Here is a 13,535-nt window from a genome sequence, read left to right as displayed (position 1 = left end):
TCCTTAAGCCGCTAGATTTCTGGCAATCACCATTTTCTGGATATCAGATGTTCCTTCGTAAATTTGGCATACCCGTACATCACGATAAATTTTTTCAACCGGATAGTCCGCTACGAAACCATTTCCGCCCAGCGTCTGAATAGCCGCTGAACATACTTCTTCTGCCATTTCCGAAGCGAATAATTTAGCCATGCTCGCTTCTGTCAGGCAAGGCTGCCCCGCGTCTTTCAGTGTGGCCGCATGCAACACCATCTGACGGGCAACTTCAACTTTGGTTGCCATGTCCGCAAGACGAAAGCCTACGGCCTGATGTTGAATAATTGGTTGGTCAAAAGAAATTCTTTCCTTTGCATAGTCGATGGCGTGGGCCAACGCAGCAGACGCCATTCCGACACTTTGCGCACCAATACCGATACGTCCTGTTTCCAAGTTGGCAAGGGCGATTTTATATCCCGCCCCTTCAGATCCCAACATATTCGCAGAAGGAACCCGGACATCCTCAAAAGCAAGCTGGCAAGTATCGGACGCTTTTTGGCCCAACTTGTTTTCTATGGACGCAATACGATACCCTTCAGCATCCGTCGGAACGATAAAGCAACTGATCCCTTTTTTTCCAGCCTCCGGATCCGTAACAGCAAAGACCAACGCAACGCCGCCAATTTTTCCAGACGTGATGAACTGCTTCGTCCCGTTAATGATGTAATCATCACCGTCTTTTACCGCCCGGGTTTTCAGGGCGGACGCATCAGAACCAGCCTGTGGTTCAGTCAGACAAAAAGCACCGATCATTTCCCCTTTTGCAAGCGGGACTAAATATTTCTGTTTCTGCGCCTCGGAACCATCTTTTAACAAAGCCGCACAGCAAGGCGAATTATTGACGCTCATGACAGTGGAAATAGCGCCGTCACCACCTGCAATTTCCATTAATGCCAGTGCATAGGAAACAAAGTCGGTTTCTGCGCCGCCATAATTTTCCGGAACTGTCATTCCCATCAGGCCAAGCGCGCCCATTTCATCAAAAACTTCTTTGGGAACAGCGGCTTGCTGCTCCCAAACGGTTGTATTGGGAGCCAGACGATTGGCGGCAAAATCACGCGCCATGTCGCGGATCATTGTTTGTTCTTCGCTCAGGATCATTTTCTTACTTCCTATCGTCCAACTCGTTTACCTTAGGCTACCAGCTCTAGGGCCATAGCAGTCGCTTCACCGCCACCGATGCACAACGCAGCAACACCGCGTTTTTTGCCATATTTCTGCAAAGCAGATAAAAGTGTCACGACAATCCGCGCACCAGAGGCACCGACAGGATGCCCCAGCGCACATGCACCGCCATGAACGTTTACCTTGTCATGATCCAAACCCAGATCTTTCATGGCAGCCATGGTAACCACAGCAAAGGCTTCGTTGATTTCAAAAAGATCTACATCGTCTTTTGTCCATTCGACCTTGTCCAGAACCTTACGAATGGCGTCGATTGGCGCCAATGTAAATTCAGAAGGTTTACGGGCATGCGTTGAATGCGCAAGGAATTTGGCTATTGGCTTAAGACCGCGTTTTTCAGCTTCCGACTGACGCATCATCACTAAGGCCGCACCACCATCCGAAATAGACGACGAATTTGCCGCTGTCACGGTTCCATCTTTAGCGAACGCAGGACGCAATGTCGGGATTTTTTCAGGGTTCCCTTTCAAAGGCTGCTCATCCTTGTCGACAACAACATCCCCTTTACGGGTTTTCACAGTGACAGGTGCAATTTCATCGTCAAAGCTACCATCTTCGGTTGCTTTTTTGGCGCGTGCCAGCGATTCAATCGCATAAGCATCCTGAGCTTCCCGAGTAAACTGGTATAAGCCTGCTGTTTCTTCAGCAAAACTACCCATCAACCGGCCTTCTTCGTAGGCGTCTTCCAGACCATCAAGGAACATATGATCTTTAACTTCGGCATGTCCTAACCGAGCGCCACCGCGCATTTTAGGCAAAACGTAAGGTGCGTTTGTCATGCTTTCAAAGCCACCGGCCACCATAACATTTGAAGAACCTGCGATTAGGGCGTCATGGGCATACATTGCAGCCCGCATACCAGAACCACACATTTTGTTTACAGTTGTACAGCCGACGCTGTCGGGAATACCGGCACCAAACGACGCCTGACGCGCAGGCGCCTGTCCCAAGCCAGCCGGCAAAACACAACCCATAACAACTTCATCAATGTCATCGCCCTTCAGGCCAGCGCGTTTCATCGCTTCCTCAATAGCAATTGCACCCAATGTCGGAGCTTTTACTTCACTCAGGTCGCCCTGAAAACCGCCCATTGGTGTACGGGCCATACCAACGATGACAATAGGATCGTCGCTCATTTTTTATTCTCCATTACTTTATTATTTGTTTCACTATCTTCGCTGATCGGAAGTCAGGCATGAAATCCAACTTTTTTCTTTATACCCGGTAAGACTTCTTCAGCCTTTTTTACGCTGTTTCGTTAAACAATTCACGGCCAATTAACATTCTTCTTATTTCGCTGGTGCCCGCGCCAATTTCATACAATTTAGCATCCCTCAGCAAGCGTCCGGTTGGATATTCATTAATATAACCGTTACCGCCCAGTGCCTGAATTGCTTCCAGGGCCATCCATGTTGCTTTCTCTGCTGCGTAAAGGATAACACCCGCGGCGTCTTTTCGGGCCGTCTCGCCCCGGTCACACGCTTGCGCGACTGTATAAACATACGCCTTACAGGCGTTCATTGTAGAATACATATCAGCGACTTTACCCTGCATCAGTTGGAATGTACCGATGGATTCGCCGAACTGTTTGCGATCATGAATGTATGGAATTACGGAATCCATGCAGGACGCCATGATGCCCAAAGGGCCACCGGACAGTACAACCCGTTCATAATCAAGGCCACTCATCAATACCCGAACCCCTTCATTAAGAGGTCCCATGATATTTTCTTCCGGTACTTCGCAATCTTCAAAAACCAGTTCGCAGGTATTTGACCCGCGCATGCCGAGCTTGTCGAGTTTCTGCGCTGTGGAAAAACCCTTGAACCCTTTTTCAATAATAAACGCTGTGATGCCGCGCGGTCCTGCGTCTGGATCGGTCTTTGCGTAGACAACCAGAACATCCGCATCGGGGCCGTTTGTAATCCAGAACTTGTTCCCGTTCAGGATATATCGGTCCCCTTTTTTCTCAGCGCGCAGTCGCATTGAAACCACATCTGATCCCGCGCCGGGTTCACTCATGGCCAAAGCGCCCACATGTTCACCAGAAACAAGCTTGGGAAGGTATTTCTGCTTTTGTTCAGCAGAGCCATTGCGCCGGATCTGATTAACGCAAAGGTTGGAATGCGCCCCGTAAGACAAACCCACAGACGCAGATGCCCGGCTGATTTCCTCTACGGCGATGCAATGCTCCAGATATCCGAGGCCCGACCCACCATATTCTTCTTCAACAGTAAGTCCAAGCAACCCAAGATCGCCCATCTTACGCCAGGCATCCATGGGGAATTCATTTGTTGCATCAATTTCTGCGGCCTGCGGCGCCAATTCGTTATCTGCAAAGCTTCTAACCGTATCCCGTAACATATCGGCGGTTTCGCCCAAGCCAAAATTCAGGGTTGGAAAATCAATGGATGACATTTGACGTCCTTTTCTTGATCAATATTCTTAGGTTGCTATCAAAGTAACCAAGGCAGTTGCACAATGTTTCTGCTCCCCGTTACCGATCGAATAGATGTTGGATTCTGCTATTTTCAAGCTACGTCCAGATTTAATAATTTTACTCTTTGCAACAATTGCCTCACCCGAAGCGGGGGTAAGGAAATTTAGTTTATACTCCGCCGTCAGGCAATTTTCGTCTTCCGACATAAGTGTTGTGGCAGCGACACCAGCCGCCGTGTCCGCTAACGTGCCGATTATCCCCCCGTGGAAATAACCGTCATGCTGCGACCAGCGCTCATGGTAGCCAAGGGTTAAATCGCAATATCCCTCAGACAGGGCTGTAATCTCAACACCAAGATGGTGCATAAGTTTCTGGCTTTCAAATATTGGTAAAATTCGTGCCAGCAATCTTGGATCCAGGGCGGTCATCAAGAAACCTCATCTTTGCGACCGAGATTGGCCGCATCTGATTTACCCTGAAGACACATCATTGTAAAAATACCGGACAGGCAATGGGTTTTAACCTCATCCGAAAAAGCAAAAACTTCAGCCTTTACATGATAAATTTTTTTACCGGCTCGAATAACCTCAGCTGATGCTTGAATATGGTCCCCTTTGGACGGGTTCAGGAAACTGACTTTAAAGTCTACGGTCAAGACCGTGCTCTCGTTCGGGAACAGGGTATACGCGGCATATCCAGCGGCTGAATCTGCGATAGAGGAAACCATCCCACCATGAAAAAAGCCATGCTGTTGGGTTAGATCTTGACGCCAGTCGACCAAGATATCGCATCGCCCTGGCGCGACCTGGCCCATCTGCGCGCCCATCAACGCCATAAAAGGCTGGCGCGAAAAACTATCGCGGACAACCTGTTCGTATGAAGGGTTCTGAGGCGTAAACTTTTGCATGACAGAACCTATATCAAATTAATCAATATAGATAAAATCGTTTACTTCAATCATTGCTATTGATAATGTCTATTGATGGACATTTATCAGTTGCGATATTTTTTGGCAGTGGTTGAAACGCGGAATTTTTCCCGGGCGGCAGAGCGTGTTTTCGTAAGCCAGCCAACACTGTCATCCGGCATCAAAAAACTGGAACAGGATTTAGGCGTTATCTTGCTCAACCGCGCATCCCGTAACATTACGCTTACCGAAGCTGGTTCTCGTTTCTTGCCGCGCGCCCGAACAATCATTTATGAATGCAACACAGCCAAACAGGAGGCGCGGGGCAAACAACCCTCCCAACGCCTACAGATTGGCATCCCGCGAGCCTTTCCGATCGCCAAACTTTCCATGCTGCTTGCCGATTTTGGAAAAACCCATACGGAAATGCAGATAGCGCTGAAAGAAGGAACCCCAGAACAACTGGATAACTGGTTAAACGAAGAGCGCATTGATATGGCAATCAATGTACCGCCAACTCATAATTCTGAGCATCAGTTTGAACGGCTTTTTACGACAAAATGTGTTCTAGCTGTTCCTGCGGACCATCCCTTCACGGTTCGCTCTTCCGTACAGCTTCGCCAGTTGACCGGTCTGGACTTCATCCATCGCAGTCACTGTTTATCAGAGGTGGAAATCACTCGTTTCTTTGCCCGGGAGAATATCAACCCCAACATTATCTTTAGAACTGATGAAGATGATAAAGCCTTGTCATTGGTGCAGTCCGGTGTCGGATTATGTGTCATACCTGACATGCTTAGCTACCCTGGAGTTGAACTGGTCCCCATTGATCAACTGAATATCGCGAAAACTCTGGGGCTAAGCTGGCGACACGGCAAGAAAAATGACATCATGGAAGTCTTCCGTCTATTCGCCAGCAGCCACAACTGGAAAGATCAACGTATAATGATCAACAATTTAGAGTGGGCCAGATAGCTTTTTTAAAGCAGGACCAACGATGCAATCCCCAGAAAAGACACAAAACCGATAATGTCCGTAATTGTCGTTACGAAAACGCTCGATGCAACGGCAGGGTCAATATTGTAACGCTCTAACGTGATGGGCACGACCATTCCGGCCACACCGGCGACCAGCATATTGACAACCATCGACAGGCCAATTATCCACCCAATGGAAAAATCGTTGAACCAAAGCCAGGCGACAATACCGATCAAAATGGCGAAAATACTCCCATTCAGAAAGCCGACAAATGTCTCTTTACCGATGATCCGGAACATATTGTTGGCGGTAAGTTCGCGCGTGGCCAACGCCCGCACAGCAACAGTTAGCGTTTGTGTTCCTGCATTCCCGCCCATACTGGCAACAATCGGCATAAGGACAGCAAGGGCGATTACTTTTTCCATGGCCTGATCAAACATACCGATCGCTATGGACGCCAAAATGGCTGTAAACAGATTAACCAGCAACCATGTGAACCGGGTTTTTGTTGTGCCCCAGATGGAGCCAAACAGATTATCTTCTGCCACACCACCCAGACGCAGGATATCTTCTTCTGCTTCTTCATTGATAACATCAACGATGTCATCAATCGTAATCATACCGATCAAGGCCCCGTTTTCATTAACAACAGCCGCAGACGTCAAACGATATTGCTGGAAAAGATACGCGACTTCTTCCTGATCCATATCAACAGGGATCAGTTTCTGCTCCCGGTGCATAATGTCCTTCACGGGCACCGATCGTTGATTTCGCATGGCTTTATCAAGAGGCACCGTACCAATCGGATGATGCCGCGGATCGACCACGAAAATTTCATAAAATTCGCTGGGAAGATCTTCCGTGTCCCGCAAAAAATCAATTGTCTGACCAATATTCCAGTATTCTGGAACGGCGATCAGGTCTTTTTGCATCAATCGGCCAGCGGTATCTTCCGTATAAGAAAGGCCCTGCTCGATGATAATCCGGTCTTCCGCCGGCAATTCATTCAGAACATCCTGCTGATCGCTGGCTTCCAGATCTTCCAGAACGTGAACCGCATCGTCCAGCTCCAGCTCGGTAACCAGTTCCGCGATCTCGGACGCTTCCATGTCGTCCACAAGTTCATCACGGACGGTCTCATCAAGGTCCGAATAAACTTCAGCTTCAACAAGATCGTCTGCAAATTCCAACAGCAGCGCCCGGTGCTTGGGCTTAAGCTGTTCGATGAGGTCAGCAATATCGGCGGAATGCAGTTCAGCAACATTTTGCCGAACATGTTCGACGAGCCCCAGCTCAATAGACTCCTGTATCTCATGAACTTTTTCTTCGCTCATGCCATACTGGATGTCCTCGCCTTCCCGTTCAGCCGAGGAAATTTCTTCCTCTGGGCTGTGGAGCGGAGCTTCGCTCATTAGTAATCACCCTCATAATTCTTTCTACGCGCAACCGGCCCCCTCATCATATGCCCGGACTTATGATCCTGCGCATCGACGGCCGCAATTGCGGTGATATTGACCAAGCCACGCACGGTGACAGAAGGCACGGTAATATGGACTGACTTTGACATGCCGATCAGGATCGGGCCTACAGCAATTCCATTTCCAAGGCTCTTAGCGATATTGTAACTTATGTTTGCGGAATCAAGGTCAGGCATAATCAATAGATTAGCGGGCCCCTCCATTTTGGAGTTTGGAAATGTCACCTTGCGGATCTCTGGTACAAGAGCGGAATCCGCTTTCATTTCGCCTTCAATTTCCAGATCTGGGTCAATTTGCTTGATCAATTTCATCGCTTCTTGGGCACGGGTTGCCGATGGCATTTCCGCCGAGCCAAAATTGGAATAAGAAACCAATGCTGCTTTTGGCTCAATACCAAACCGGCGCACTTCGTCCGCTGCCAGGATCGTCATTTCCGCAAGCTCTTCAGAATTATGCTGTTCACGCACTTGGGTATCCGAGAAAAATAACGGGCGGCCTTCGGTAATAAGCAGATGCAGCGCCGACGCATGGCGCACCCCATCCCGCAGTGGGATGATTCCGTTTACCCGTTTGAAATGTTTTGAATATTTTCCGTAAGTACCGCATACCAACGCATCGGCATGTCCCAAATGCACCATCATGGCACCGATGATTGTCGTATTGGTACGGATATGCGCGCGCGCCGTATCTGGGTCAACGCCCGCCCGCTCCCTCAGGCTGTGATATCCCGTCCAATATTCACGGTATCTTGGGTCATCCTCAGGGTCGACCAATTGAAAATCCCGATCAAGCTTCAATCGCAAGCCAAGCTTTTCAATCCGATACTCGATCACCTTACGGCGCCCCACAAGGATCGGAAGCGCAATCTTCTCATCAACAACGGTCTGCACTGCAGATAGGACACGTTCATCCTCGCCTTCCGCATAGGCAACGCGCATCTGTTCTTTTCGTGCTTTATCAAACAACGGTTTCATAACGAAACGTGTCCGATAGACAAAATCCGAAAGTCGCTCATGATATTGATCAAGATTTTCTTCAGGACGGCTGGCCACACCGCTATCCATTGCCGCTTTCGCGACGGCAAACGCAACTTCGACATAAAGTCTTGGATCGAAGGGTGTCGGAATAAGATAATCAGGACCGAAACTTAATTGAGTGCCTCCGTAAGCTTTTGCAACAATGTCAGACTGCTCCGCCATTGCAAGATCAGCAATCGCTTTCACAGCAGCGACCTTCATTTCTTCATTAATTTCCGTTGCACCGACATCCAGCGCACCACGGAACAAATACGGAAAACACAGAACGTTATTCACTTGATTGGGATAATCAGAACGCCCCGTTGCGATAATCGCATCCGGGCGAACTTCCCTGACTTCCTCAGGTAGGATTTCCGGTGTTGGGTTCGCAAGCGCCATAATGATGGGCCGCTCCGCCATCGTCGCAACCATATCTTTTGTCAGTGCCCCGGGTCCGGAACAGCCTAAAAAGATATCCGCCCCTTCAACAGCCTCTGCCAATACTCTTTTATTGGTTTTTACGGCAAACGCAGATTTATAAGGATCCATTTCGATTTCACGGCCTTCATAAACTACACCGTGAATATCGCTGACAATAATATTTTCTTTTGGCAGCCCTAAACTGACCAGCTGATTTAGGCAGGCCAGTGCCGCAGCTCCCGCTCCGCAGGCCGCAAGTTTTACATCTTCGATATTTTTTCCAACAACCCGCAATGCGTTATACACGGCCGCGGCAACACAGATGGCTGTTCCGTGCTGATCATCGTGAAAAACCGGGATATTCATTCGCTCTTTACACAGTTTTTCAACAATGAAGCATTCTGGCGCTTTGATATCTTCCAGATTAATGCCCCCAAAGGTCGGCTCCATTGCAGCGATAATATCAACCAGCTTCTCTGGATCCATTTCATCCAGTTCAATATCGAAAACATCAATGCCGGCAAATTTTTTGAATAAGACGGCCTTCCCTTCCATCACTGGCTTGGACGCAAGTGGGCCAATGGCGCCAAGACCTAAAACAGCGGTTCCGTTTGTCACCACACCAACCAGATTTCCACGCGCCGTCAAGCTTGCGGCCTCATTGGGGTCATCTTTGATCGCATTGCAGGGATGGGCAACACCGGGAGAATATGCCAGCGCCAAATCAGATTGGGTTTCCATTGGTTTTGTTGGAGAAATTTTTAATTTCCCTGCTTTTGGATACCGATGATAATCAAGTGCTTTTTTAGTAAGATCTGATGCCATGACAAATTCCGTAGCTCCCGTGGGATGTTACCCTAGGGTTTACCGAATGCAGCGCCAATAAGCCAATAAAAAACACGCCAAACAGTTTCCTTACTTGGTACAGTTTAGAAAAATAATAAAATCCTAAACTTTTGAGGTTACAGTTTAAGAAAATTGTTTAGAATAGGATTACGTAATAACCATAAAAAATAGTATTAATTACCATGACTTCATTTGGCCCGTTTACCCACTATACAGGCGAGGTCCAGGCAAATGACCCCCTGCGGGAGGCATTACCGGACCCAACCCAATATTTTGTCAAAAACCTAACCTATAGGGCTCTGCCAACTGACGAAACGCAGGACACGGATTTTCTCCTGAAACCACATCAAATTCTGTGGAACTACTGGTTCGAGAAAAAAGGGGATCACCAGATCGCCCGGTACAAACATATTGACCCAATAGACTTTAACAAGGCCATTGGCTATGTCCTGTTATTAGAGCCGAATGAAACCAACACAGATTTCCGGTACAGAGTTTATGGCTCTTCCGTTGTTGATCAATTTGGTCAGGAAATGACCGGTAAATGGCTTTCGGATTTCGGCGATTACCCGGGTAAGCTATCGCTTGCACAATACCCTCAAGCCGTCCGCTTGCGGTGCCCATTATATTCCGAACATAATGCGGCGCATGAAGGCAATCAAATGTCTCGCTGGTGCCGCCTTATTCTTCCAATGGAAAATATGGAAGGCCATATTAACCGCATATTGGTTGGTACAGTTCCCGTTCCAAACAGACGCTAATACGGCAATCCCACATAATTCTCTGCAAGCGCTTTGCGGGCAACTTCCGAGTTGAACAAATAGTCAAGCTCTGCCTTTTGAATGCGTGCATCAAAATCAGAATTTTCTGGAAACCGGTGAAGCAAGGTTGTCATCCACCAAGAGAACCGCATTGCTTTCCAAATCCTCTTCAACGCAGTTTGTGAATATTCGTTAAGCCTGGTTTCGTTTTGCTCCGTATAATACTGAATAAAGGCCTCAGAAAGGTAATAAATATCGGAAGCAGCCAGGTTCAGTCCTTTCGCCCCTGTTGGTGGCACGATATGCCCGGCATCACCGGCCAGAAACAATCGCCCATACCGAAGCGGTTCGGATACGAAGGAGCGCAGCGGCGCGATACTTTTCTCAATAGACGGACCTGTTATCAATTGCGCGGCCGTCTCGGTTGGGAGGCGGGATTTCAACTCCTCCCAAAATCGGTCATCTGACCAGTTTTCAACATCTTCATCAATATCGCACTGAACATAATAACGGCTCAGCGATTTATTTCTCATTGAACAAAGCGCGAAGCCTCGGTCACTATGATTATAGATCAGCTCATCGGATACAGGCGGTGTTTCAGACAACACACCAAGCCAGCCAAAAGGATAAACCTTCTCATATTCCTGACGAACCGTTTCAGGGATCGATTGACGGCTGACCCCATGAAAGCCGTCACAGCCAGCGATAAAATCACACTCCAGCCGATGGGAAACACCTTCTTTCTCATAGGTGACGTAAGGCGTTCCAGCCTTTAGGTTATGAGGCATCACATTCTGCGCGTTGTCCACAACGATGCCGCCCATTTCGTCACGGGCATTATATAAGTCCAAAGTCACTTCTGTTTGGCCATACACCATGACGGACTTGCCCCCCGTCAGACCGGACAGGTCGATCCGCATCCGCTGCCCTTCATGCGCTATATCAAAACCACCATGAAGATGACCCTCCCGATCCATACGATCGCCGACGCCGGCAGAGCGCAGCATATCGGCAAGCCCCTGCTCCAGTACGCCCGCTCGAATTCGACCCAGAACATAGTCCCTGCTCTTTTGTTCCAGGACCACCGACTGAATACCCTTCAAATGCAGAATTTGGGAAAGCAGCAGACCCGAAGGGCCCCCGCCAATTATCCCGACCTGTGTTTTCATAAGAACCATCCATCCAATATAACTACCCGCAATATGCCAAAACAGAACGGTTTCCAGAATGGATAAAACAGCTTATAATTTGTATTATTCGAACATTTAGGAAAAACGATGATCCCGAACTACACCCTCTATGGTGACGAAAAGAATGTAACCTTTCCTGACATTCTTCATTGCGAGTCGATTGCCGCCCGCTCCGGCCGCCATAATTGGAAAATTGCACCGCACAGGCATCATATACTGCATCAGTTTTTCTACATATCCAAAGGCGGCGGTACGTTCTTAATCGATGGAAAGAGGCGAAAAATTGACTCGGACAGTTTTTTATCAGTCCCCCCATTCAGTGTTCATGGTTTTGAATTCATCAAACATACCGAGGGATATGTTGTCACCGTACCTTCGGTTGTTCTGGCAGAAGTCTTACGCCGCTCCCCCGATATTCAGGCCGGCCTGTCAGAAGCACTTTCTCTTCCTGAAACGAAAAGACTAAAAGTATATTTCGAACATATTTCTGATGAACATGGCGATACCCTGCTTGGCCGGAGCCAGCGGCTGGCAAATCTCGTCGGTTTGCTTTGCATCGAAACCGGCCGGCTTCAAGCCTCCCTGCAAATCAGCTCGCCGCAAAAAGTAACCAAACAACAGAAAATTGTTCAGTCATTCCTCCGCCAGCTTGAGCAAAATTTTCGCACTATTCACTCTGTTGCAACTTACGCGGATCTTCTTTTTCTTACGACCCAACACCTAACCAGATCCTGTAAAAGCATCACGGGTAAAACCGCATCAGCTTTGATCACTGACCGGCTTATGCTGGAGGCCAAAAGATCCCTTGTTTACACGAAACTTCCCGTGTCTGAACTCGCCTACACGCTTGGGTTCGAAGACCCCGGCCATTTCACAAAATTTTTTCAGCGGCATACCGGCTTATCGCCCAGCAAGTTTCGCAAAAAATCAGAGCAGAACGGCCGCTAGAGATTACCAAAAAATCTGGGTAGCCATAGGGAAATAGCCGGGAACGCAACTAATAGAGAGACGCGGACAATTTCCGCCATGAAAAACGGAGCCACCCCTTTGAAGGTTTCCTTCATCGGCGTTTCCTTATCCATGGAGGAGATAATAAACACGTTCATCCCCACCGGCGGCGTGATGAGGCCGAGCTCCACAACAATAAGCGCGAGAATGCCGAACCAGATTTTTAATTCTTCGGGGCCGAGACCGAAATCCAGTTCTGAAATAACGGGCCAGAAAAAGGGAATTGCCAGCAGGATCATACTCAGGCTGTCCATCAAACACCCTAAAATGATCAAAGCGATCAATAACAGAACCAGAATACTATAAGGCGGCAAACCGGAATTTGCCATCAACTCAGCGGCCGCCTGCGGAACACCGCCACGCGCCATAAAGATCTTGAGTAATTCTGCACCAAGAAGGATCAGATAAATCATGCCTGTTGTTTTGGCCGTCTCTAACAAAGCATAGCGAAAACCGCCAAAGGATAATTTCCGTCGCAACAGGCCATAAAGCGCGACAAGAAACACCCCAACAGCCGCGGCCGGTGTTGGATTGAAAAACCCAAAATAGATACCGCCAATAACCAGCCCAAATATAATGAGAACAGGCACCATAGCCATCGTTGCCGATAAAAGTTCTTCACGGCTAACGGCGCTTCCCCTTGGGCCAGCATCAGGCCGCAACCTGACATAAAGGGCGATTGTCAGCAAAAACAGAATAACCGCGAGGATGCCGGGCAGAAAGGCGGCCATAAACATCGTCACAATGTTCGCCTCGACAATCACAGCATAGATGACCAGCACGATAGACGGCGGAATAAGAATGCCCAAGACACCACCAGCAGCCAGTGTTCCTGTCGCCAGTGAGCCCGCATATTTATAACGCTTGAGTTCCGGAAGAGCGACCTGCCCCATGGTTGAGGCCGTTGCAAGCGACGAGCCACACACAGATCCAAATCCTGCGCAGGCTGCAATTGCCGCCATGGCAACTCCTCCGCGCAGATGACCTAACCAGGCATTCGCGGCGCGAAATAAATCTGACGACAAACCAACGCGGGTTGCGATATTTCCCATCAAGACAAACATCGGTACGACCGAGAGATCGTAGATGGAGAATTGTGCCCACGCCAGATCCTTCAACTGCGCCAGCAAAATATCAAATCCATTCAAAAACCCAACACCAACAGCGCCCACCACGATCATCGAATAGGCGATTGGTAACCGAATAACGATCAGGGTAATCAGCGCGGCCAATCCAACAAGGCCAACAATAAGATTTTCTTCCAACGGAA

At 48.6% G+C, this 13,535-nt stretch carries 12 protein-coding genes; 3 read left to right on the top strand and 9 right to left on the bottom strand.

Going from position 1 to position 13,535, the window contains the following annotated elements; genetic code table 11:
- Positions 1 to 3: 3 nt before the first annotated feature.
- The 5 genes from ACJAYR_RS02015 to ACJAYR_RS01995 form a co-directional block, all read right to left on the bottom strand.
- Positions 4 to 1,137: an acyl-CoA dehydrogenase family protein gene (locus ACJAYR_RS02015; RefSeq protein WP_415235050.1), complete on the bottom strand. Its 1,134-nt coding sequence runs from the start codon at positions 1,135 to 1,137 to the stop codon at positions 4 to 6.
- A 32-nt stretch (positions 1,138 to 1,169) separates the two neighbouring features.
- Entirely contained in the window at positions 1,170 to 2,357 is a 1,188-nt protein-coding gene (locus tag ACJAYR_RS02010) for an acetyl-CoA C-acetyltransferase (protein ID WP_415235049.1), read from the bottom strand.
- A gap of 109 nt (positions 2,358 to 2,466) precedes the next feature.
- On the bottom strand, positions 2,467 to 3,639 hold the full coding sequence (locus ACJAYR_RS02005) for an isovaleryl-CoA dehydrogenase (protein ID WP_415235048.1): 1,173 nt from the start codon (positions 3,637 to 3,639) through the stop codon (positions 2,467 to 2,469).
- 27 nt (positions 3,640 to 3,666) lie between these two features.
- A complete protein-coding gene (locus ACJAYR_RS02000; protein ID WP_415235047.1) occupies positions 3,667 to 4,089 on the bottom strand; it encodes a PaaI family thioesterase in 423 nt (140 codons plus the stop codon).
- Positions 4,089 to 4,568, bottom strand: a complete 480-nt coding sequence (locus ACJAYR_RS01995) for a PaaI family thioesterase (RefSeq protein ID WP_415235046.1) — start codon at positions 4,566 to 4,568, stop codon at positions 4,089 to 4,091. The genes ACJAYR_RS02000 and ACJAYR_RS01995 overlap by 1 nt, the downstream gene beginning before the upstream one ends.
- A 75-nt stretch (positions 4,569 to 4,643) precedes the next feature.
- Between ACJAYR_RS01995 and ACJAYR_RS01990 the strand changes: the two genes are divergently transcribed.
- The gene (locus tag ACJAYR_RS01990; RefSeq protein WP_415235045.1) at positions 4,644 to 5,543 is read left to right on the top strand and encodes a LysR family transcriptional regulator; all 900 of its coding nucleotides are present in this window, start codon (positions 4,644 to 4,646) and stop codon (positions 5,541 to 5,543) included.
- A 5-nt stretch (positions 5,544 to 5,548) separates the two neighbouring features.
- On the opposite strand, the gene mgtE is transcribed toward ACJAYR_RS01990, so the two are convergent.
- Entirely contained in the window at positions 5,549 to 6,958 is a 1,410-nt protein-coding gene (mgtE, locus tag ACJAYR_RS01985) for a magnesium transporter (protein ID WP_415235044.1), read from the bottom strand.
- A complete protein-coding gene (locus ACJAYR_RS01980) occupies positions 6,958 to 9,285 on the bottom strand; it encodes an NADP-dependent malic enzyme (protein ID WP_415235043.1) in 2,328 nt (775 codons plus the stop codon). The genes mgtE and ACJAYR_RS01980 overlap by 1 nt, the downstream gene beginning before the upstream one ends.
- A gap of 203 nt (positions 9,286 to 9,488) precedes the next feature.
- Here ACJAYR_RS01980 and ACJAYR_RS01975 point away from each other — a divergent pair, with 203 nt between their 5' ends.
- Positions 9,489 to 10,067 carry a PAS domain-containing protein gene (locus ACJAYR_RS01975; RefSeq protein ID WP_415235042.1) on the top strand — a complete coding sequence of 193 codons (579 nt, stop codon included), beginning with the start codon at positions 9,489 to 9,491 and terminating at the stop codon, positions 10,065 to 10,067.
- On the opposite strand, the gene pobA is transcribed toward ACJAYR_RS01975, so the two are convergent.
- On the bottom strand, positions 10,064 to 11,236 hold the full coding sequence (pobA, locus tag ACJAYR_RS01970; RefSeq protein WP_415235041.1) for a 4-hydroxybenzoate 3-monooxygenase: 1,173 nt from the start codon (positions 11,234 to 11,236) through the stop codon (positions 10,064 to 10,066). The genes ACJAYR_RS01975 and pobA overlap by 4 nt on opposite strands.
- A 108-nt stretch (positions 11,237 to 11,344) precedes the next feature.
- Here pobA and ACJAYR_RS01965 point away from each other — a divergent pair, with 108 nt between their 5' ends.
- Entirely contained in the window at positions 11,345 to 12,205 is an 861-nt protein-coding gene (locus tag ACJAYR_RS01965; RefSeq protein WP_415235040.1) for a helix-turn-helix domain-containing protein, read from the top strand.
- Here the strand turns inward: ACJAYR_RS01965 and ACJAYR_RS01960 are convergent.
- On the bottom strand, positions 12,202 to 13,530 hold the full coding sequence (locus ACJAYR_RS01960; RefSeq protein WP_415235039.1) for a TRAP transporter large permease: 1,329 nt from the start codon (positions 13,528 to 13,530) through the stop codon (positions 12,202 to 12,204). The genes ACJAYR_RS01965 and ACJAYR_RS01960 overlap by 4 nt on opposite strands.
- Positions 13,531 to 13,535: the final 5 nt, after the last annotated feature.

It is taken from the genome of Sneathiella sp. (assembly GCF_047631475.1).
Taxonomy (GTDB): Bacteria; Pseudomonadota; Alphaproteobacteria; order Sneathiellales; family Sneathiellaceae; genus Sneathiella.
The sequence above is the reverse complement of the archived record's forward strand: the minus strand, read 5'-3'. Positions and strand labels throughout refer to the sequence as shown.